The 18,998-nt window shown below is 65.0% G+C and carries 19 protein-coding genes; 6 read left to right on the forward strand and 13 right to left on the reverse strand.

Translation table 11 applies throughout. From position 1 onward, the window contains the following. Together BMY06_RS34240 and BMY06_RS34245 are read left to right on the forward strand one after the other, a co-directional pair. Positions 1 to 384: SDR family oxidoreductase (locus tag BMY06_RS34240; RefSeq protein ID WP_143064455.1), on the forward strand; the 384-nt coding region annotated here is incomplete at its 5' end. A 78-nt stretch (positions 385 to 462) separates the two neighbouring features. Next, a complete protein-coding gene (locus tag BMY06_RS34245) occupies positions 463 to 1,167 on the forward strand; it encodes a pirin family protein (protein WP_065058378.1) in 705 nt (234 codons plus the stop codon). A 177-nt stretch (positions 1,168 to 1,344) separates the two neighbouring features. On the opposite strand, the gene BMY06_RS34250 is transcribed toward BMY06_RS34245, so the two are convergent. Continuing rightward, positions 1,345 to 2,823: a YncE family protein gene (locus tag BMY06_RS34250; protein WP_065058377.1), complete on the reverse strand. Its 1,479-nt coding sequence runs from the start codon at positions 2,821 to 2,823 to the stop codon at positions 1,345 to 1,347. Then, positions 2,820 to 3,329: a DUF305 domain-containing protein gene (locus BMY06_RS34255; protein ID WP_074987387.1), complete on the reverse strand. Its 510-nt coding sequence runs from the start codon at positions 3,327 to 3,329 to the stop codon at positions 2,820 to 2,822. The genes BMY06_RS34250 and BMY06_RS34255 overlap by 4 nt, the downstream gene beginning before the upstream one ends. Positions 3,330 to 4,032: 703 nt before the next feature. Here BMY06_RS34255 and BMY06_RS34260 point away from each other — a divergent pair. From BMY06_RS34260 to BMY06_RS34275, 4 genes are read left to right on the forward strand one after another with little or no spacing between them, the layout of a single operon-like run. Further along, entirely contained in the window at positions 4,033 to 4,839 is an 807-nt protein-coding gene (locus tag BMY06_RS34260) for a transporter substrate-binding domain-containing protein (RefSeq protein ID WP_074987388.1), read from the forward strand. A 48-nt stretch (positions 4,840 to 4,887) separates the two neighbouring features. Then, positions 4,888 to 5,565, forward strand: coding sequence for an amino acid ABC transporter permease (locus BMY06_RS34265; RefSeq protein WP_074987389.1), 678 nt, complete (start codon positions 4,888 to 4,890; stop codon positions 5,563 to 5,565). Next, positions 5,562 to 6,212 (forward strand): amino acid ABC transporter permease, encoded by a 651-nt coding sequence (locus tag BMY06_RS34270; RefSeq protein WP_074987390.1) that lies wholly within the window; start codon positions 5,562 to 5,564, stop codon positions 6,210 to 6,212. The genes BMY06_RS34265 and BMY06_RS34270 overlap by 4 nt, the downstream gene beginning before the upstream one ends. Then, positions 6,199 to 6,918 (forward strand): amino acid ABC transporter ATP-binding protein, encoded by a 720-nt coding sequence (locus tag BMY06_RS34275; RefSeq protein WP_065058372.1) that lies wholly within the window; start codon positions 6,199 to 6,201, stop codon positions 6,916 to 6,918. The genes BMY06_RS34270 and BMY06_RS34275 overlap by 14 nt, the downstream gene beginning before the upstream one ends. Positions 6,919 to 6,924: 6 nt before the next feature. On the opposite strand, the gene BMY06_RS34280 is transcribed toward BMY06_RS34275, so the two are convergent. The 11 genes from BMY06_RS34280 to BMY06_RS34330 all read right to left on the reverse strand — a co-directional run bounded on the left by BMY06_RS34280 (position 6,925) and on the right by BMY06_RS34330 (position 18,742). Continuing rightward, a complete protein-coding gene (locus tag BMY06_RS34280; protein WP_065058371.1) occupies positions 6,925 to 7,614 on the reverse strand; it encodes a GntR family transcriptional regulator in 690 nt (229 codons plus the stop codon). Between the two features lie 117 nt (positions 7,615 to 7,731). Further along, a complete protein-coding gene (gene hpxZ, locus BMY06_RS34285; protein ID WP_231957452.1) occupies positions 7,732 to 8,154 on the reverse strand; it encodes an oxalurate catabolism protein HpxZ in 423 nt (140 codons plus the stop codon). 35 nt (positions 8,155 to 8,189) lie between these two features. Next, positions 8,190 to 8,855, reverse strand: a complete 666-nt coding sequence (locus BMY06_RS34290; protein WP_074987391.1) for a cysteine hydrolase family protein — start codon at positions 8,853 to 8,855, stop codon at positions 8,190 to 8,192. Positions 8,856 to 8,861: 6 nt separating this feature from the next. Further along, positions 8,862 to 9,860 (reverse strand): formamidase, encoded by a 999-nt coding sequence (locus tag BMY06_RS34295; protein WP_074987392.1) that lies wholly within the window; start codon positions 9,858 to 9,860, stop codon positions 8,862 to 8,864. A 3-nt stretch (positions 9,861 to 9,863) separates the two neighbouring features. Beyond that, positions 9,864 to 11,510, reverse strand: a complete 1,647-nt coding sequence (locus BMY06_RS34300; protein WP_080180542.1) for an ABC transporter ATP-binding protein — start codon at positions 11,508 to 11,510, stop codon at positions 9,864 to 9,866. Between the two features lie 2 nt (positions 11,511 to 11,512). Then, entirely contained in the window at positions 11,513 to 12,205 is a 693-nt protein-coding gene (gene biuH, locus BMY06_RS34305) for a biuret amidohydrolase (protein WP_074987393.1), read from the reverse strand. A 67-nt stretch (positions 12,206 to 12,272) separates the two neighbouring features. After that, positions 12,273 to 13,199, reverse strand: a complete 927-nt coding sequence (locus BMY06_RS34310; RefSeq protein ID WP_065058367.1) for an ABC transporter permease — start codon at positions 13,197 to 13,199, stop codon at positions 12,273 to 12,275. Beyond that, the gene (locus BMY06_RS34315) at positions 13,192 to 14,322 is read right to left on the reverse strand and encodes an ABC transporter permease (protein ID WP_065058366.1); all 1,131 of its coding nucleotides are present in this window, start codon (positions 14,320 to 14,322) and stop codon (positions 13,192 to 13,194) included. The genes BMY06_RS34310 and BMY06_RS34315 overlap by 8 nt, the downstream gene beginning before the upstream one ends. A gap of 67 nt (positions 14,323 to 14,389) precedes the next feature. Further along, positions 14,390 to 15,487: a BMP family ABC transporter substrate-binding protein gene (locus BMY06_RS34320; RefSeq protein ID WP_074987394.1), complete on the reverse strand. Its 1,098-nt coding sequence runs from the start codon at positions 15,485 to 15,487 to the stop codon at positions 14,390 to 14,392. 86 nt (positions 15,488 to 15,573) lie between these two features. Beyond that, on the reverse strand, positions 15,574 to 17,424 hold the full coding sequence (gene atzF, locus BMY06_RS34325; RefSeq protein WP_074987426.1) for an allophanate hydrolase: 1,851 nt from the start codon (positions 17,422 to 17,424) through the stop codon (positions 15,574 to 15,576). 358 nt (positions 17,425 to 17,782) lie between these two features. Continuing rightward, positions 17,783 to 18,742 carry a universal stress protein gene (locus BMY06_RS34330; protein WP_065058364.1) on the reverse strand — a complete coding sequence of 320 codons (960 nt, stop codon included), beginning with the start codon at positions 18,740 to 18,742 and terminating at the stop codon, positions 17,783 to 17,785. Positions 18,743 to 18,998 lie beyond the last annotated feature (256 nt).

The following is an 18,998-nucleotide window of genomic DNA, read 5'->3' on the forward strand; positions in this document are numbered from 1 at the left end:
CCGCTGCTGACGAAGGGCGCATCGGTGATTCTCACGGGCTCGACGGCGGGCAGCGCGGGCACGGCGGCGTTCAGCGTGTATGCGGCGTCGAAGGCGGCGGTGCGTTCGTTCGCCCGCAACTGGATTCTCGACCTCAAGGACCGCCAGATCCGCGTGAACACGATCAGCCCCGGCGCGACCCGCACGCCCGGCCTGCTCGACCTGGCCGGCGACGACGCCGCCCAGCGCCAGGGTCTCGCCGACTACCTGGCCGCGCAGATCCCGATGGGCCGTCTGGGCGAGCCGAACGAAATCGCCAGCGCCGCGCTGTTCCTCGCCTCGGACGATGCGAGCTTCGTGAACGGCGTCGAACTGTTCGTCGATGGCGGCCAGCAGCAGATCTGAGTGTGATGCGGGCGCATTCGGGGCGCGCGGGAGTTGAGCGCGCCCTGGCCGCCCGGCACATTCGAACGGAGTTTCATCATGATCGAACACCGCCCTTTTCATTCGCTCGGCGTGCTCCGGCGCGACTGGCTGCATGCGCGTCTGCACTTCCGCGTCGGCGACATCGGGCGCGCGGAGCATGCGCCGCTCGGCCCGCTGCACGTCTGGAACGACGACGAATTCGCGCCGCACTCGGGTTTCGGCCTGCATGCGCACCGCGACGTGGAAATCGTCACGTGGGTGCGCTCGGGCGCGATCACGCATGAAGACGATGCGGGCAATCGCGCGCGCCTCGTCGCCGATTCCGTGCAGGTCATGAGCGCGGGATCGACGATCTTTCACGCCGAGCGCAACGACGAAGACAAGCCCGCGCGGCTGTTTCAGATCTGGTTGCGCCCGCGTACGCCAGGCGGCACGCCGCGCTGGGCCACGCGAGCCTGCGCGCGCGAATATCGCGAAGGCCGCTTCGTTACGCTGGCGAGCGGCGATCCGGGTGACGTGAGAACAGGCGCGTTACCCATCAACGCAGACGCTCGGGTCATGGTTGCCACGCTGCGAGCGGGAGCAAGCGTCAAGCGAACGATGTCCGGTACGCGGACAGCGTATCTTGTCTCGGACCACGGGGACATCGATGTCGGGTCACTGCGCGTCGGCGCTCGCGATGGCGTTGCTATCCGGCGAGAACGCGAAATTTCACTCACGGCTCACCAGGACACCGACGTCGTGATTGTCGAATTGCTATGAGTACGAGGATGCCCGACTCCGGCAAGTCCACGGATCCTCGCGTCGGCGGTACGACCTGAAACGGTTCGTCCGGAATCGGCTTCAGCCGGGAGCGATGAGCATGCGCATGCAAGCGACAGTCAGCGTAAGCATGGCCCGTAGCAGGGGCAGGCAGCGCGCCCCTGCCGACGTGCCCGATTAAAGCGCCTGGACCTGCACCGGCGATCCGGTGTGACCATCGATCAACGGCACGATCACGAGATAGCGCCGCCCCGCGTCCGCTTGCGGCGCATTCACCGAAACGACTTGCCGTATCTGACCAATCGCATTGACGATGGCGGAGCCAGCGGGATTGGTCATGAAGTTCGCCAGCGCATCGATGCGTCCGCTGCCGTCCGCGCGGTCAGCCAGGCCAAGGACATAGGGTTGCTTCGGTTTCAGGCCCGTCACGGACGCCTGAAGCACCTGCAGCAAGCCCTGATCGAAAAGCGCAACGCTTGTCGGGAAATTCTCCGCGCCCGATGCGTGCGCGCCCGCCGCGCCAAGATAGAGATGAGCGGTATTGCCGGCGACGCCGAGCGGCTGAAGGTTTTGCATGCCGTCACCCTCGGCCACCGCGCCGGGAACATACGTGACAGCTTGAGGCGCCTGGCCAATCGGCACCTGCGCAATCACCTTGTTGGTCAGCGTATCGATGGCGGCGAGCGCATCGGCGTTTTCCAGCCCGACATACACGCGCGTACCGTCTCCCGAAGGCCAGATGCCATGCGGCAGATTGCCGACCGGGATCGTCGCGACCTGCTCGTAGTTGTCGGTACGGAACACCTTCACTTCGTTCAGGCCGCCCACCGTCACGTACGCGAACATCCCCTGCGCGTTCTCGACGATATTCACATGATTGGTGATCGGGCCGGTGTCCAGCGTCTTGAGCAAATCGAACGGCGGCTTCGCCTCGAACACCTGCGTCTTGCCGACATCCTTGAGCGTGAACCAGACCTGCTTGCCATCCGGACTGGCGGCAATGTTCGGGCAAAACGGACTGGCTTGCGGTACCTTGCCGACGATCTGGTGATCGGCCACCGAAATCACGTCGACCTCCGGATTGAAGGACGAACAAACGTAGCCGTACTTACCATCGGGCGAGAATATCTGCATACCGGGGCCGGCCGGAACGGTAATACGTGTCTTTTCCTCGTAAGTCGTTCCGTCGAGAACCGCGACATAGTTCTCGCCGCGCACCGTCACCCAGACCTCCTTCCCATCGGGCGTGAAGAACGCCTCATGCGGGGAACGCCCAACGTACGTCACGTGCTTGACGGCATTGGTCTCGGTATCGATAAACGAAACCGAGTTCGATCCGATGGAGACGACCGCGAGTGTCTTGTGATCGGGCGAAAAACCCATGCCGTGAACCAGAACCTGGCCACGGTAGAGCGGACTAAAGTTCGTCGGCGCGGGATCGCCGAGTCGAATTACGCCGAGCAGCCGATTGTCTGCGGGATCGGTAACCGAAACCGTATTGGAGAACTGCTCGGCCGCATAAACCCGATCGTGGTGGCTGACACGAATGTCGGGCGCACTGTCGGCGCCCGGAACCTGCCCGGCCGACGCGAGACTCGATGCGGCCAAAGCCGCAGCGAAGGCGATGGTCCGCAACGTCAATACACGTGCACTCATTTCTGTTCCTCATGATTTGACGTCGATGCCGGCGAGTCCATGGGCATGTTCATATGCATGTTCATGGGCATCGACGAATGGTCGGGCCCGGTGGCCTGGCTGGGGTGAATCTGGTCAGGCGACGGCGACGACGGCGGAAGCGACTGCCCCAACGCGACGCGCATGGCCACAATTTCCTGCTGCTGTTCGACGATGATTTCCTGCGCGATACGGCGCAGTTGCTCGTTGCGGCCATACCTGAGTTCGGCTTGCGCCATATCGATCGCGCCTTGATGATGCGGAATCATCATCGCGACGAAATCGTGATCGACATCACCCGATGGCTGCACGGACATGCCGTCCATCATCTTCGACATCGCCACGTCGTTTTCTTTTAGAAATGACGTCTCCGATGCTGCCGGCGGATTCAACAATTCGCCTGAATATGCGGTTGAAGCGATCGATAAACACGAAGCCATCGCAATGACCACGAGTATGAGTGGCCTCGATGTACTGGCTGGACGCATGCGTTTCCCCTGGTGCTGTTCATGGTCGCTAACACCGTCATTCGCTGCTTTATTCCAGCATGACGGGTGTGCACCGCGGCGGGTCCTCGTGATCGAGACCAGATCACCGACGATATATCGCGACCGCTGAATCTATCGCCCTCCCCGGTGACTGTCATTAGCCGAAGACTTAACGCTTCTTAAGAAAAGTGAATGTCCCGTTTGCGAGCGGCTATGGCAGCCTCGCCTTCTCCGCCCCCTGAACGCGCTTTAACGGTGTCGAATTCGGATCACAGAGACATCGCGCTTGCGCGACGTGAAGAATGCATACGCATACGTGACAAGACTTGTCTACAGCGATTGCGGGCTGACAATTATTGAGAATAAACCGCCGATCGACCTCACAGTTTGCCTCGACATCAGGCGCCGGCGCAGTCCTTCATCACGATGACCCGTGCGGTGCTTCGATAAGTTAGCCCACTCGGGTCCCCCTCCAATTGGAAACGCACTCGCCGTATACCTCAGGTTTGCATCTCCCGAAACTCCCCCGATTCAATGCACCAAACCTGTGAATCGGCGCGCCGTTAACACGAATTCCTCGCCCGTCATTTCCCGTCGGCTTCCCGTAAACGCCCGCCCCGCTTCGGTTGGCTCGCGCCTTGCTTAGAGCATCGCCTGCCGCGCAACACCCAGTCGCGCCCACCACCTTTCCAGGGATCACAGGATGGCTCTCGTCCAAACACTCGCGTCGCGCCGACGCCTGCTCGCCGCGCTGCTGAGCGCGCCCGTACTTGCCGTTTTCGCCGCGCCCAGCGCGCACGCTGACGCGCTCGACGCGATCCAGAAGCGCGGCACGCTGCGCGTGGCGGTGCCGGAGGACTATCCGCCGTTCGGTGCGGTCGGCCCCGACATGCAGCCGCAAGGCTATGACATCGACATGGCCGCGCTGCTCGCGAAGTCCATGAAGGTGAAGCTGCAACTCGTGCCCGTGAACAGCGGCAACCGCATTCCGTATCTCCAGACCGACAAGGTCGATCTCGTGATCTCCTCGCTCGGCAAGACGCCCGACCGCGAAAAGGCGATCGACTTCTCGACGCCTTACGCGCCGTATTTCCAGGGCGTGTTCGGCCCCGCCGACGTCAAGGTAAGCGGCCCGGCCGACCTCACCGGCAAGACCGTGGGCGCAACGCGCGGCGCGCTGGAGGAAGTGGCGCTCACCAACATGGCGCCCAACGCGACCATCCGCCGTTTCGACGACAACAACGCCACCATCCAGGCCTTTCTCTCCGGCCAGGTTCAGTTGATCGCCGCGGGCAACATCGTGGCGGCGGCGATTCTCGCGAAGCATCCGCCGCGCGAACCGCAGATGAAGTTCGTCATCAAGGACTCGCCCTGCTTCGTCGGGCTCAACAAGAACGAGCCGCAACTGCTCGCGAAGGTCAACGCCACGATCGACGAAGCGAAGAAGGACGGCGCGCTCCAGGCGATGTCGAAAAAGTGGTTTGGCCAGCCGCTGCCCGCCAATCTCTAAGGCCTCGCGCGCCACGCGCGTCATCACCGCGAAACTCCTTTTCCGTTCATGAGCTATCAGCTTCAGTTCGGCGACCTTGCCGCCTATAGCGGCATGTTCGCGTCCGGCGCGGCCGTCACGCTCGCACTCACCGCCGCCTCCACGGCGCTCGGCGTGAGTCTTGGCGTGGCGGGCGCCGCCGTGTACCAAAGCAGCCATGCGGCTGCGCGTGCGATCGTTCACTGCTATGTCGAAGCGGTCCGCAATACGCCGTTTCTCGTGCAACTGTTCTTCGTGTTCTTCGGCTTGCCCGCGCTCGGCGTGCATATCGGCGAATACACGGCGGCCGTGTTCGCGATGACGCTCAATCTTGGTGCGTACGCCGTGGAAATTCTGCGCGCGGGCATCGACGCCGTGCCGCGCGGGCATCGCGAAGCCGCCGCCGCGCTCGCCATGTCGCCGCGCGAAACGTTCGTGCACGTGCTCTTGCCGCAAGCGTTCGCGAAGGTCTTTCCGGCACTCACGAGCCAGATCGTCATTACCATGCTCGGCTCGGCTGTCGTCTCGCAGATTTCCGTCGCCGATCTCACGTACGCCGCGAGCTACGTGCAGTCACGCAATTTCCGCGCGTTCGAAACGTATTTCCTGATCGCGGGGATTTATCTGGCGATGGCGCTCGTGCTGCGCGCCGTGCTCAACGCGGCCGGCCGCAAGCTGTTCGCACGCAGCCCGCGAGGCACGCGATGATCGAATTCACATTCGCGCAAATCCTCGAAGGGCTGTTGCTGGCCGCGCGCTGGACCGTGCTGCTTTCGCTCGTGTCGTTCGTCGCGGGCGGGGCGCTCGGTCTTGTCCTGCTCGTCATGCGCGTGTCCAGTTCGCGTGCGCTGCGCGCGATCGTGCGGATCTACATCGAGGTGTTTCAGGGCACGCCGCTGCTGTTGCAGCTGTTCATCGTGTTCTTCGGTTTGCCGCTCGTGGGCGTGGACGTGTCGCCCTGGGTCGCCGCGACGCTCGGCCTCACGTTCTTCACGAGCGCCTATCTCGCCGAAATCTGGCGCGGCTGCGTGGAAGCGGTGCCCAAAGGCCAGTGGGAAGCCTCCTCCAGTCTCGCGATGAATTACTTCGAGCAACTGCGCCACGTGATCCTGCCGCAAGCGGCGCGCATCGCCGTCGGCCCGACCGTGGGCTTCGGCGTGCAGGCGATCAAGGACACGGCGCTCGTCTCGATCATCGGTTTCGCCGAACTCACCAAGGCCGGAACGATCATCTCGAACGCGACGTTCCGCCCGTTTCTCGTTTATGGCCTCGTCGCGCTGATCTACTTCGTCCTGTGCTACCCGCTCACGCGCTACGCACGCTCGCTGCAAAGGAAATGGCATGCCGCTCGTTAAAACCCAGGGCGTCGAAAAACAATTCGGCGCCAATCATGTGCTCAAGGGCATCGACCTCAGCGTGGAGCGCGGTCAGGTCGTGAGCATCATCGGCCGCAGCGGATCCGGCAAAAGCACGTTTCTGCGCGCACTGAACGGCCTCGAAAGCATCGACGCCGGTTCGATCGAAATCGATGGCGAACACGTCGATGCACGCCACGCCGACCTGCGCGCACTGCGGCTGAAGGTCGGCATGGTGTTCCAGCAATACAACCTTTTCCCGCATCTCACGGCCGGGCAGAACGTGATGCTCGCGCAGACCGTCGTCAAGAAAACGTCGCGCGCCGCCGCGCGCGAGACGGCGCAGCAGATGCTCGAACGCGTGGGACTCGGCAACAAGTTCGATGCGCTTCCCGAGCAGCTTTCGGGTGGTCAGCAGCAGCGTGTGGCGATCGCCCGCGCGCTGGCGATGAAACCGAGCGTGCTGCTGTGCGATGAAATCACCTCGGCGCTCGACCCCGAACTCGTGGGCGAAGTGCTGAGCGTGGTGGAAAGTCTCGCGCGCGAGCACATGACGCTGATTATGGTCACGCACGAAATGCGTTTCGCGCGCGCCGTGAGCGATACCGTCGTCTTCATGCACGAAGGCCGCGTGTGGGAGAGCGGCCCGCCGGAGACCATTTTCGAGCAGCCTGAGACGGTGGAATTGCGGCGCTTCATTCAATAGCGCCGTTCAAGTCACGAAAGGCAGCTTGCTATGTCGCGCCTGCGCAAGCATCGATACGGTGATCTTGCGCACCTCCAGCTTGCTCTGCGTGACGTGCGCGCGCAGCAGAATGCCCGCTTCGGCGGTCTTGCCGCGCTCGATCAGCGAGAGTATGGTCGCGTGCTCGTCGTAGGTTGCGTCGGTGCGATGCGGTTTCAGGAAATCGAGGCGCCGCACGATACGGATACGCTCGGTCACTTCGTTGTGAACCCGCAGCATTTCCGCGTTGCCGGTCGCTTCGACCAAACCACGATGAAACCCCTCGTCGAGCCGGAACATCCGCGCCGGATCGCTCTCGCGCGCGTCGGGCGCGACGCACCAGAGCGCCTTGAGCGCCTCGATGGCGGGATGCGGCGGCCGCGCGCTCGCTACGCGGTCGATCGCGGCGAGTTCCAGCACGATACGCAGATCGTAGAGCTGATCGAGCCGCTCGAAGTCGATATCGCAGACTTTCCAGCCGCGCCGGAATCCCACTTCGAGATAGCCTTCGCGCAGCAGCCGAAACAGCGCATCGCGCATCGGCGTGCGCGAGACGCCATAGTGCTGCGCGATATCGGTTTCCGAAAAACGATCGCCGGGAAACAGCCGGAAATCGAAAATATCGTGCTTGAGCCGCTGATAGACCTGCTCCGCCAGCGGATTCGCGCCATAAACCACTTTCGCGTCGCCGGCGCTCGTGTCGTCGGGCGCGTCCGTCGCGTCCGCCTGCTTCGTTTCGGTTTGCCGTTTCGGTTCGATGACTACTCTCCTGCCCGTTACTCGTCGCCTTGCAGCTTACGCGCGCGCTTCGCAGGCCGCCGCATCCGGCGGCTCGATCAGACTCACGTGCGCGGCCACGATAATCCAGCCTCCGAACGGCGCGCCAGCCGAACCGAGCCGCGCCCAGGTCTGCATCTGCCGGCCGACGAGCGGCGTCGCATCGCTCGTGAATTCGGTGCTCACCGTCGCGTAGTCGCGGCCGAACGTGGTCACCACCGTACGATGTCGGCGGCGCGACGTCGGCACCGGCGCGCACGTTTCGCGCCACGCGCGAACGGCCTCGCCGCCGTGCTGGATTTCGGCGATGCCGTAGCGCACCGTCTCGGGCGCGTCCCAGAACAGTACGTTCATCGCCGCGACATCATTGTCGATCAACGCGCGTTCGTAGGCTTCGAACGCGTCCGTCACTTCGGCGACGATGGCCGGATCGTCAATCATCGCGACCTCTTTCATTTGCTCACCGGTTTGCATCGTCACGCATCGGCCTCCAGCAGTTGCGCAAGGCTCGCGGTCCATCCCACGATACCGCCTTGCGAATGGATCATCGCGAGCGTCGCCGCCTTGAACGCGGGAATATAGCTCGCGGTCGCGTCCTCGATCAGCAGGCAGTCATAACCGCGGTCGTTCGCCTCGCGCATTGACGTCTGCACGCAGACTTCCGTCGTCACGCCCGCGAACACCAGATGCGTGATGCCGCGCTGGGCCAGTTCCTCGCCGAGCCGCGTCGCATGGAACGCGCCCTTGCCTGGCTTGTCGATGACGAGTTCGCCGCCGACCGGCGCGAGCGCGTCGACAATCGCGTTACCCGGCTCGCCGCGCACGAGAATGCGGCCCATCGGACCCGCATCGCCGATGCGCGCGCTCGGCTGCCCGCGCAGCCGCTTGGCGGGCGGACAATCGGAAAGATCCGCCGCGTGCGATTCGCGCGTATGCACGACGAACCATCCGCGTTCGCGCGCGTGATGCAACAGGCGCGCGACGTCCGGCACGATGCCGCCCAGCAGCGAAACGTCGTTGCCGAGCGCCGCGCCGAAGCCGCCCGGCTCGATGAAATCGCGCTGCATGTCGATCACCACGAGCGCCGTCCTCGGCGCCTCGAAAACAAACGGCGAAGGCAGCGCGCCAGCAAGTGTCGGCATGATCGATCAACCCTCGTAAGTGCGTTCGGGCGGCGCGAAACCGCAGGACGTGCCGTCGCTCACGCGCACCTCGCTTTCCCACGGCAGACGATATTCGCCGCGCACCATGTCCTGCATGAAGGTGTACGGGCAATCCTGCGCGCCGCCTTTGACGGCCACATAGCCGCGATGCCCGAGCTGATAGATATTGTTCTCGACGCCCCAATGCACGCGCGCCTCGCGCACCAGATCGGGCCGCATTTCGCAGGTGATGATTTCGTCGGGACGATGGCTGCCGTCCACCATGACAGTGCCGTCGAAATCGCAGAACATGCCCTCGCCCATCGAATCGAACGTGCCGTCGCTGCCGCACAGACAGACGCTCGCGGTCTGCGCGAGATTCTGAAACGCATTCGACTGATTGGTGATGCGCCAGGCGTGACGGATCGGCGCCGTATAGCCCGCCGTGCGCACGATCACTTCCGCGCCCTTGTACGCGGCTTCGCGCGCCATTTCCGGGAACATGCCGTCGTGACAGATGATGAGCCCGAGCTTGACGCCGCGCGGCCCCTCGCACACCGGCACGCCGAGATTGCCCGGCTCCCACGGCTCGACCGGCACCCACGGATGCAGCTTGCGGTAGTAAAGCCGGATCTCGCCGCGATCGTCGATGATCAGGCCGCTGTTATACGGATTACCGCGCGGATTGCGCTCCATGATCGAGAAGCAAGCCCAGATGCGATGCTCGACGCACGCCGCCTTGAACGCCGCCACTTCGGGGCCGTCGAGCGTGCACATGATCGCGTCGTCGGTGCGCATCGACAGACCGTGCAGCGCGTATTCGGGAAACACCACCAGATCCATCGATGCGTTGTTGCGCCGCGCCTTGCCGACCAGATCGACGATGCGCTGCGTCTGCGCCGCGAGTTGCGCGGGCGTTTCGACATCGGGATTGCGCAGTTGCACGAGGCCGATCACCACGCCCGCGGGCGAGCGGTTCAATCCGCCGAGTCCACTCGAACTCATTGCTCAGGCTCCATGAAAGGCGGCGGACGGGACCGCCGCTTCGGTTTGACGATCGTCGCCGTGGCCCGCCATGTGGCGGCCGAGCACCACGCGGTCCGCGTTCTCGGCGGCGGTTTCGAACACGAGCCGCCCTTGCGCGATCACCGCGATGCGGTCGGCCAGTTCGAGCAGTTCATCGAGATCCTCGCTCACCAGCAGCACGGCCGCGCCCGCGTCGCGCGCGGCGAGAATGCGCGCGTGGATATCGGCCACCGACGCGAAGTCGAGCCCGAACACCGGGTTCGCGACGATCAGCACATCGACCGGCTGGCCCAGCTCGCGCGCGAGCACCGCGCGCTGCACGTTGCCGCCCGACAGCGTGCCGATGGCGCGCTCCGGCACCGGCGGCCGCACGTTGAATTCGGCGATGCGCTGCGTCGCACGTTCGCGCAATGCGCGCCGGTTCAGACGCCAGCCGCCCGAGCGCAGCGGCGCGCGGTCGAAGTCGCGCAGCGCGAGGTTTTCGGCGATGCTCAGGTTCGCCACGCACGCATTGCGCAACGGCTCTTCGGGCAAAGCGAACACCGACAAACGCGTCATCGCTTCACGGGTCGCGCGATACGGCTCGCCCTTCACGCGCATCGCACCCGACTGCGCGCGGCGCTGGCCGACCAGCGCCTCGACGAGTTCTTTCTGGCCGTTGCCCGACACGCCGGCCAGCCCGAGGATTTCGCCGGCGCGCACGGCCAGCGACGCTTCCCGCACCGCCGCGAGGCCGCGGTCGTCGAGCACGGTCAACTTCGAAAGTTCGAGCAATACCGGCGCTTGAGCGGCGAGTGGTTTGCGCGCGGGCCGCGCGGTGTCGATGTCCGCCGTCGCGCGCGCTTCGGCTTTGGCCGCCGCGTCGGCGTCCGTTCCCATCATCCACGCGGCGAGGCGGTCGCGGTCGGTGTCGCGCACCGCGCAACTGCCGACCAGACGCCCTTTGCGCAACACCGTGACATCGTCGGCATACGCCATCACCTCGCGGAACTTGTGCGTGATCATCAGCACCGTCAGCGCGTGGCGCGTGGCGAGATCGCGCATCAGGCCGAGCACTTCGTCGGCTTCCTGCGGCGTGAGCACGGACGTCGGTTCGTCGAGAATCAGCAGACGCTGACGCAGATACAACTGCTTGAGAATTTCGAGCTTCTGCTTCTCGCCCGCCGCGAGACCGGACACGGGCGCGTCGAGCGCGAGCCGGAATGGCATCTCCCGCATGAACGCGTCGAGCGCCTTGCGCTCGGCATCCCAATCGATCTTCCACGGCATGCGGCCGCGCGCGAGCACGAGATTCTCTTCGACCGACAAGCCCGACGCCAGCGTGAAGTGCTGATAGACCATGCCGATGCCGAGCGCCTGCGCATCGCGCGGCGACGCGATGCGCGCCTCGCGGCCGTCGGCGACGATCTGCCCGCTATCGAGCAGGCCATAACCGACGAGCCCTTTCACAAGCGTGCTCTTGCCCGCGCCGTTTTCGCCGAGCAAGGCATGCACCGTGCCCGCGCGCACCTTGAGCGTGACGTCGTCGAGCGCGCGGAATGCGCCGAAGCGCTTGCTGGCGCCGAGCACTTCGACGCTGAGCGCGCCGCGCTTCGGCGGCAGCGCTTTCATGCTGGCGAGCGTCGACATGATCAGCGTCCGAGCGTGGCGAGCAGCGCGTGCGAATCGGACACCGTGCCGAACACGCCGCCCTGCATCAACACCATCTTCAGCGCCGCGTCGTGATTGCCTTGATCGGTCGCGCCGCAGCAATCGGCAAGGATCGTGCATTCGAAGCCGCGGTCGTTGGCCTCGCGCATCGTCGTATGTACGCACACGTCGGTCGTGATGCCGGTGAGCACGAGATTGGCGATGCCGCGCGTGCGCAGCACGAGTTCGAGATCGGTCGCGCAGAACGAGCCCTTGCCCGGCTTGTCGATCACGATCTCGCCCGGCAGCGGCGCGAGTTCGTCGATGATTTCCCAACCCGGTTCGCCGCGCACGAGGATCTTGCCGCACGGACCGTCGTCGCCGATGCCGATGCCGTTCGTGCCCGCCTGGCGGCTGCGCCAGCGCTTGTTCGCGGGCAGATCCGAGAGATCGGGACGATGGCCCTCGCGCGTGTGAATGATGGTGAAACCCTGCGCGCGCATCGTGGCGAGCACGTGCTTGATCGGCTCGATCGGCGCGCGCGTGAGCGAGAGGTCGTAGCCCATCTTGTCCACATAGCCGCCGAATCCGCAGAAGTCGGTCTGCATGTCGATGATGACGAGCGCGGTGTTATCGGCGCGCAACGCGCCGTCGTAGGGCCACGGATACGGACGGGCTTCGATGAAACGGGTCATGTCGGTCTCCGGTGAGACGAGATGGATCGATGGCGAAATAACGCGTGAACAAGGCGTCGGCAAAGCGTCAGCGCGTGAGGCTCAATTCGCCGGGCGCGCCGGCCAGCGAGCGGTCCGGGCGGCAATTGACGATCATGATCGCGAGCGTCAGCACATAAGGCGCGGCGTTGAAAAGGTAATAGCCGCTCGTCACGCCGATCGCCTGCAACGCGGGGCCGAGCGCGCCCGCCGCGCCGAACAGCAGCGCGGCCCACAGGCAGCGCAGCGGCTGCCAGCGCGCGAAAATCACCAGCGCGACCGCCATCAGCCCCTGGCCGCTGGAGAGACCTTCGTTCCAGCTGCCCGGATAGACGAGCGACAGATACGCGCCGCCAACGCCCGCAAAAAAGCCGCCGACCGCCGTCGCGGCGATGCGCACGCGCGTGACCGGATAACCCATCGCACGCGCGCTCTGAGCGTTGTCGCCGACGAGGCGCAGCGTCATGCCCCAGCGCGTCGAACGCAATCCCCATTGCAGGAGGAACGCCATCGCCACGCCAATCAGAAACAGCGGGTTCACGTGCAGCGCGTTATGCAATTGCGGCGACGCGCTCCAGGCGCCGAAATCGAACGAGCGCAGCATCGGCGCTTGCGGCTCGATAAAGGGCTTGCCGAGATAGAACGCGAGGCCGGTGCCGAACAGCATCAGCGCGATGCCGAAGGCGATGTCCGAGACGCGCGGCAGCGAACAGATCAAACCGTGCAGACAGCCGAGCAGCAGCCCCGCGCAACCGGCCAGCAGCACGCCGAGCCACGGCGAGCCGCTCAGATACGCGCCCGCATAACCGCTCATCGCGCCCGTCACCAGAATGCCTTCGAGGCCGAGATTGACGCGCCCGCCCTTCTCGGTCAGGCATTCGCCGAGACTCACGAACAGATACGGCGTACTCACGCGCACCGCGCCCGCGATCAGCGAGAGCAGCAGCACGGCAAGCGGCGAATGCAGATCAGACATGGCTTTGCTCCAGCGTGGACGCGACATCGGACGGCGCGGCGGCCTGCAATTTCACGCGCCATGCGGCGAGCCGTCCGCCGAGCGCTTCCCACGCGAGCAGGTTGGCGAACAGCAGGCCCTGAAGCACGAGCGTGGTCGCGTCGGGCAGATCGAGACGGCGTTGCAGCAGACTGCCGCTCGCCTCGATGCCGCCGATCATCAGCGCGCACACGATGATCGCGAGCGGATTCTGGCGTGCAGCGAACGCCACGAGAATGCCCGCGTAACCGTAGCCCGCGAGCAGCGAGGCGTTCGCGCTGCCCTGCACGGCCGCGACCTCGAACATGCCCGCGAGACCCGCCGCCGCGCCGCCCAGCGCGCACGCCGTCAACGCGAGCGAATTCACCGGCAGGCCGACGAGACGCGCGGCGCGCGCGTTGCCGCCCGTTACGCGCATGGCGAAGCCCTTCGTGCTGTGACGCACGAAGACCCACGCGGCCACGCACGCCAGCGCGCCCCAGAACAACCCCCAATGCACTTCGAGTCCCGGCAGCGAGCCGATCGAGAACGCATCGGGCAGCGGCGGCGTCGACGGCTTGTTCAGGCTCGCCGGATCGCGCAGCGGCCCTTCGACCAGAAACTTGAACACCGCGATCGCGATATAGGACATCAGCAGCGAACTGATCGTCTCGTTGACGCCGCGCCACTGCCGCAACGCCCCGACCGCGCCGATCCACGCGCCGCCGACGATCATGCCGGCCAGCGCCATGACAGGCGTCGCGACGAACCACGGCGTCCCGTGCGGCAGCAGCGACGGCACGACCGCCGCCGCGAGCCCGCCGAGCGCGAGCGCGCCTTCGCCGCCGATCACGATCAGCCCGACCTGCGCGGGCAGCGCCACGCACAGCGCGGTGAGCATCAGCGGCGCGGCACGCAGCAGCGTGCTCTGCCACGCGAACGACGAGCCGAATGCGCCCTGCGCGATCAGCGCGATTGCGTCGCCCGCCGGTTGGCCCTCGATCAGCAGAAAGAGCGAGAACAGCAACAGCGTGCCGACGATGGCGGCAAGCGTCGGCAGCGCGGGCAACAGGCCGATCAGCGCGCGGGCGCCGGCCGACGTCACCGAGGAAGCGGGAGCGCGCATGATCTCTCCTGGCGAGGTTGAGCGATGAGGGACTTCACGGCGGGATCGCGCTGGACAGGCTCATGGTTCAGATCTGACCGACCACGCCGGCGACGAGGTAATTCATGCTCTCGAGCGTGATGTCGGTCTGCGCGTAGTTGGTGCCCGCCGCGATGGCCGTGCCGCCCTTGTTGTCCTTGAGCGGCCCCTTGAAGATCGCGAACTGGCCGGCCATCATGTGCGCCTTGATCGCGTCGGCGTTCTTCTTCGCATCGGGCGTGACCTTCGCCCCATACGGCGACATTTTCACGAAACCTTCCTTGAGACCGCCGCGCAAGATGTTCGGCTGCGGCTTGCCGGTCTGCGCATCGGCGACGAGCGTCTGATACGGCGTCGCCCAATCCCACTCGGCTCCCGTGAGATAGCCCTTCGGCGCGAGCGCCGCCTGGCTCGCGTGATAACCGCAGCTCATCGCACCGCGCTTCTCCGCGGTTTCGATCACGACCTTCGGACCGTCGACGTGACAGGTCAGCACGTCGCAACCCTGATCGACGAGACTGTTGGCCGCCTCGGCTTCCTTCACCGGCATCGACCAGTCGCCCGTGAAAATCACATGCGTCGTGATCGACGGATCGACCGACTGCGCGCCGAGCGTAAACGCGTTGATGTTGCGCAGCACCTGCGGAATCGGCTTGGCCGCGACGAAACCGAGCTTCTTCGTCTTGCTCATATGGCCCGCGACCACGCCGTTCAAATACTGGCATTCGTCGATATAACCGAAATAGCTGGCGATATTGGGCGGATTGCCCTGCTTCCACAGGCCGCCGCAATGCGCAAAACGGATCTTCGGATATTTGGCCGCCATCTTCAGCACATGCGGGTCGAAATAACCGAACGATGTCGCGAAGATCAGCGTCGCGCCGTCCTGCTCGATCATGGCTTCCATCGACTTCTGCACCGCGACGGTTTCCGGCACGTTCTCTTCCTCGACCACCTTCACGTTCGGCAACTTCTTGATGACCGCCGCCGCTTGCGCCTGCGCCTGGTTGTAGCCGTAATCGCCCTTCGAACCGACGTAGATCACGCCGACCGTCAGTTTTTCGGCGGCGAACACGCCTTCGAAAGGCAGCAGGCTGCCGAGCGCGAGCGCGCCCGCCTGTTTGATGAAGTCGCGACGTTGCGTCATGATTTGGATTCCTGATGGTTATCGGTCACTGCGTTCGGTGTTCGCTTCGGGGTTCGTTGTGCGTTTCAGTTCAGCGTTTGAGTGCATTAGCGCTTTAGCGCGCGATGCGCCAGATACGCGCGCCAGCCGCCATAAGCCGTGATATCGGATGCAGCCGCGTCGGCGGCCACCGCAAAGGGCTCGCAGACGAAACCCTTCACGGTTCGCCCATCCGCGAGATCGAGCGAGCCGATCGCAAGCGGTGCGGGCACCGCGGCAACGAACGCGCCGAAACTGCGCAGCGGCACGTCCCACAATTCGATGGCGATCGCGTCGCCTTCCGCGCCCACGCTCTGCCGCACGAGGCCCGGCTTCGGCGGCGTGGTGCCCGCGAGCGCGTAAAGACGGTAATGCGGCGCCGTCGTGGTCGCTTCGACAAAGCGCGCGCCCGCCTGCAACAGTTGCCAGTTCAGCGGCTCGCCGCGCAGATGCGCGCCGACCACCGCGAGCGTAACGCACGGTTCCTGAATCGGCAGCGGACTCGCGGCTATCGCATCGGCATCGCGTGCCGCGGCGGCTGCGGTGGTTTCGTCCGTTTCGTTAAACAGCGCCTGAATGCGCGCGCCGAGCACCGCGAGCTGCTGGTCCGCGCCCGACGGTCCGATCAGCGTGACGCCCGCGGGCAAGCCATCGTCGCGCGGCACGCCCGGCACCGCGAGCGCACACCAGTCGAGCAGATTGACGAAGTTCGTATAGACACCGAGGCGGCTGTTCACCTCGACTGGATTCGCGTGCACCTCGGCGAGGGTTGGATGTGTCGGCGCGGTCGGAACGATCAGGATGTCGAACTGTTCGAACAGCGCGTCCGCCTCGCGCTTCAGACGCGCTAGCGTGTACTGGCCGTCGAATGCCTTCGCGGCGTCGAAGCGTTCGGCCTGAGCGATCACCTTCGCCACGGTCGGGTCGATCTGCGCGCGATGCGTGTCGAAGAAGTCGCCGAGCGCGGCGCGCCGCTCCGCCACCCACGGGCCGTCATAGAGCAGCGCCGCGACCTGCTGCAACGGTGCGAAGGCGAAGCGCGCGGGCGTGAGCGCCAGATGCGTGGCGATGCCGTCGAGCGTCGCGGCGAATGCGTCCTGCGCGCGTCTGTCGTCGAAGAACGTGAGCGTGTCGGGCACGCCGAGGCGCAGCGATCCATGCGCCAGGCCGCGCGAGACGAGCGGCTTCGAATAGGCGTCACGCGCGTCGAAGGCCGCCAGGCGATCGAGCACGGTCCACGCGTCGGCGACATCGTGCGCGAACACCGAGAGCGTATCGAGCGTGCGGCACGCGGGCACGACGCCACGCTTGCTGACGAGCCCCAGCGACGGCTTGAGGCCGACGATGCCGTTGCAGCCCGCCGGCACGCGCCCCGAGCCCGCCGTATCGGTGCCCAGCGCAAACGCGACGATGCCTTCCGCCACCGCGACCGCCGAACCCGAACTGGAGCCGCCTGAAATGAAGTCGTCGTGATCGACCTGACGCACCGCGCCATAAGGCGACCGCGTGCCGACGAGGCCGGTCGCGAACTGATCGAGATTGGTCTTGCCGATCAGGATCGCGCCGGCGTCGAGCAGACGCTCGACCGCGAACGCCGTTTCGCCGGGCGTATAGGCGAACGCCGCGCAACCGGCCGTGGTCGGCAGGCCTGCGACATCGACATTGTCCTTGACCGCGAACGGCACGCCGAACAGCGGCATGCGCTCGAATAGCGCAGGACCTTCGTCGGCGAGCAGTTGTTCGAGTTGCGCGGCGCGCGTGACGAGGCTGGACGCGGCGACACGCAGGATCCACGCTTCTGGACGATGCGTGGTCGCAAGGCGGTGCAGCACGGTGTCAACCGTCTCGCGCGGCGAGATCTCGCCACGGCGATACGCATCGAGCAGTGCGCGAACCTTCAACGGGCGGAAGCGTGGCATGAGTTCAATCTTGAATACAAGATGGAACGCAACAAGCAGCATCTATGCCAGATGACCCCGCGCGCGCCGCGCAAGCTTGCCTGGCGTGCCTCACAGACGAACGGGCACGCACCGCACAGACAGCGCGCGGCGTCGTTCGCGCGCCATCGTGGGACATCGCGGGCCACCTGGCGGCGCGTACCGGTGCAGCGATTCACGTTGCCAGTGCACGCAAAGTGCCGACGCAAGTCGTGCGGTGCGCGCCGTTTCGGGGCCGCTCGCGCATGCAAAGTCGATCTATCCGCGCGGGTAGCGAAGACTTTCCGTTGCGAGTGATACGCCGGTGGCGGGGAAACTGGCGCGTGCCTGTCTGCCGCCGCTATTCGCGAGGCGTTGGCACGAGCAAAAGCGGAACGGACGTCAATCGCAGCGTTCTTTCGGCGACGCTGCCGAGCAGCCAGCGCGTCACGCCGCGTCGCCCGTGCGTTCCGAGGACGACGAGTTGCGCCTTCCATCGCACCGCGTCGCGCTCGATTGCATGCGGCACATCGTCGAAGGTGCTGCTCGTCTTGATGAGCGCGGTTTCCACGGCTCGCTCATCTTGCTGGCCATACGAGGCGAGTTCGCCGACTGCGGCCTTGAGGGCGACCTGGCCGATCTCTGAGAGCGTCTCCTCGAGCTGCCTTTCAAATGGCCCGGTGCCCGGCGCCAGCAGACGATCGACGACATGGATGATGCGCCACTCCGAACGTGAAGCGACGAGACCGGCGCCTGCACGCAGCGCGCACCGGGAAGCGTCGCTGCCATCTGTCGCGAAAAGCACCCGCGAAGGCGGACCATCGCATGCGCCGTCGTATTCGGCCGGCACGATCAGGACCGGAGCATGAAGCAGTCGGGCCAGCGGCGCGGAGACTTCGCCCTCCACCCAACGCAACAGGCCCTGATGATGACGCGTTCCCAGCACGACAAGATCAGGCGCCCATTGCGAAATCGCCTCGCCGAGCGCATCCACGAGATGGCCGCCCACTTTGCAAAGGTCGACGAGCTGGCCGTCGATTTTTGCACCGCGGCCCTGCAACCGGGCTTGCGCGGTCTGGATCGCGGCGTCCGCGTCACGCAGCAATTCGACCCGGAAAGCCTGTAGCTGCGCTCCCGCCCATCCGCCCAACGGGACAAGCGTGTGCGGGTTTTCTGCGACGGACACCACCCGCACGGTCACGCCGCGGTGGAGGAGCGGCTTCAGATACCTGAGCGCCGCAGACGACGCCGTGGTGGCGTCCACCGCGACCAGAATCCTCGTGAATCGCATGAGTCCCTTCGCGCCGGATTGCTGAGTCATTTCTCACCTCACGATCAACGCAGAACGTGGAACTCATACTCGCGCGGATCGACTTCCGGCGATTGACACAAATCAATCCTGATCGGACGGCAGCGCCCACACTCCAACTCCAGCTGCCGAAAGCACATTTCATATTGCGGAATTCCGACGAATCGACGGCGAATCCGTCATTCCGCTCCTTGGGAGCATGTTTTACATCGCAAAAATCGCCTCACAAGTCATTGAAAAACAACAAAAAATTATGTCTTATGTCTTA

Origin of the sequence: Paraburkholderia tropica, assembly GCF_900109265.1 — a bacterium.
Taxonomy (GTDB): domain Bacteria; phylum Pseudomonadota; class Gammaproteobacteria; order Burkholderiales; family Burkholderiaceae; genus Paraburkholderia; species Paraburkholderia tropica.

Bases quoted from the DNA above. Each gene is read 5' to 3' on its own strand.
- BMY06_RS34260 (WP_074987388.1), top strand. From the start codon at position 4,033: ATGGCTCTCGTCCAAACACTCGCGTCGCGCCGACGCCTGCTCGCCGCG.
- BMY06_RS34275 (WP_065058372.1), top strand. From the start codon at position 6,199: ATGCCGCTCGTTAAAACCCAGGGCGTCGAAAAACAATTCGGCGCCAAT.
- biuH (WP_074987393.1), bottom strand. From the start codon at position 12,205: ATGACCCGTTTCATCGAAGCCCGTCCGTATCCGTGGCCCTACGACGGC.
- BMY06_RS34290 (WP_074987391.1), bottom strand. From the start codon at position 8,855: ATGCCGACACTTGCTGGCGCGCTGCCTTCGCCGTTTGTTTTCGAGGCG.
- BMY06_RS34255 (WP_074987387.1), bottom strand. From the start codon at position 3,329: ATGCGTCCAGCCAGTACATCGAGGCCACTCATACTCGTGGTCATTGCG.
- BMY06_RS34295 (WP_074987392.1), bottom strand. From the start codon at position 9,860: ATGAGTTCGAGTGGACTCGGCGGATTGAACCGCTCGCCCGCGGGCGTG.
- BMY06_RS34250 (WP_065058377.1), bottom strand. From the start codon at position 2,823: ATGAGTGCACGTGTATTGACGTTGCGGACCATCGCCTTCGCTGCGGCT.
- BMY06_RS34330 (WP_065058364.1), bottom strand. From the start codon at position 18,742: ATGACTCAGCAATCCGGCGCGAAGGGACTCATGCGATTCACGAGGATT.
- hpxZ (WP_231957452.1), bottom strand. From the start codon at position 8,154: ATGATTGACGATCCGGCCATCGTCGCCGAAGTGACGGACGCGTTCGAA.
- BMY06_RS34310 (WP_065058367.1), bottom strand. From the start codon at position 13,199: ATGTCTGATCTGCATTCGCCGCTTGCCGTGCTGCTGCTCTCGCTGATC.
- BMY06_RS34300 (WP_080180542.1), bottom strand. From the start codon at position 11,510: ATGTCGACGCTCGCCAGCATGAAAGCGCTGCCGCCGAAGCGCGGCGCG.
- BMY06_RS34265 (WP_074987389.1), top strand. From the start codon at position 4,888: ATGAGCTATCAGCTTCAGTTCGGCGACCTTGCCGCCTATAGCGGCATG.
- BMY06_RS34315 (WP_065058366.1), bottom strand. From the start codon at position 14,322: ATGCGCGCTCCCGCTTCCTCGGTGACGTCGGCCGGCGCCCGCGCGCTG.
- BMY06_RS34245 (WP_065058378.1), top strand. From the start codon at position 463: ATGATCGAACACCGCCCTTTTCATTCGCTCGGCGTGCTCCGGCGCGAC.
- atzF (WP_074987426.1), bottom strand. From the start codon at position 17,424: ATGCCACGCTTCCGCCCGTTGAAGGTTCGCGCACTGCTCGATGCGTAT.
- BMY06_RS34320 (WP_074987394.1), bottom strand. From the start codon at position 15,487: ATGACGCAACGTCGCGACTTCATCAAACAGGCGGGCGCGCTCGCGCTC.
- BMY06_RS34270 (WP_074987390.1), top strand. From the start codon at position 5,562: ATGATCGAATTCACATTCGCGCAAATCCTCGAAGGGCTGTTGCTGGCC.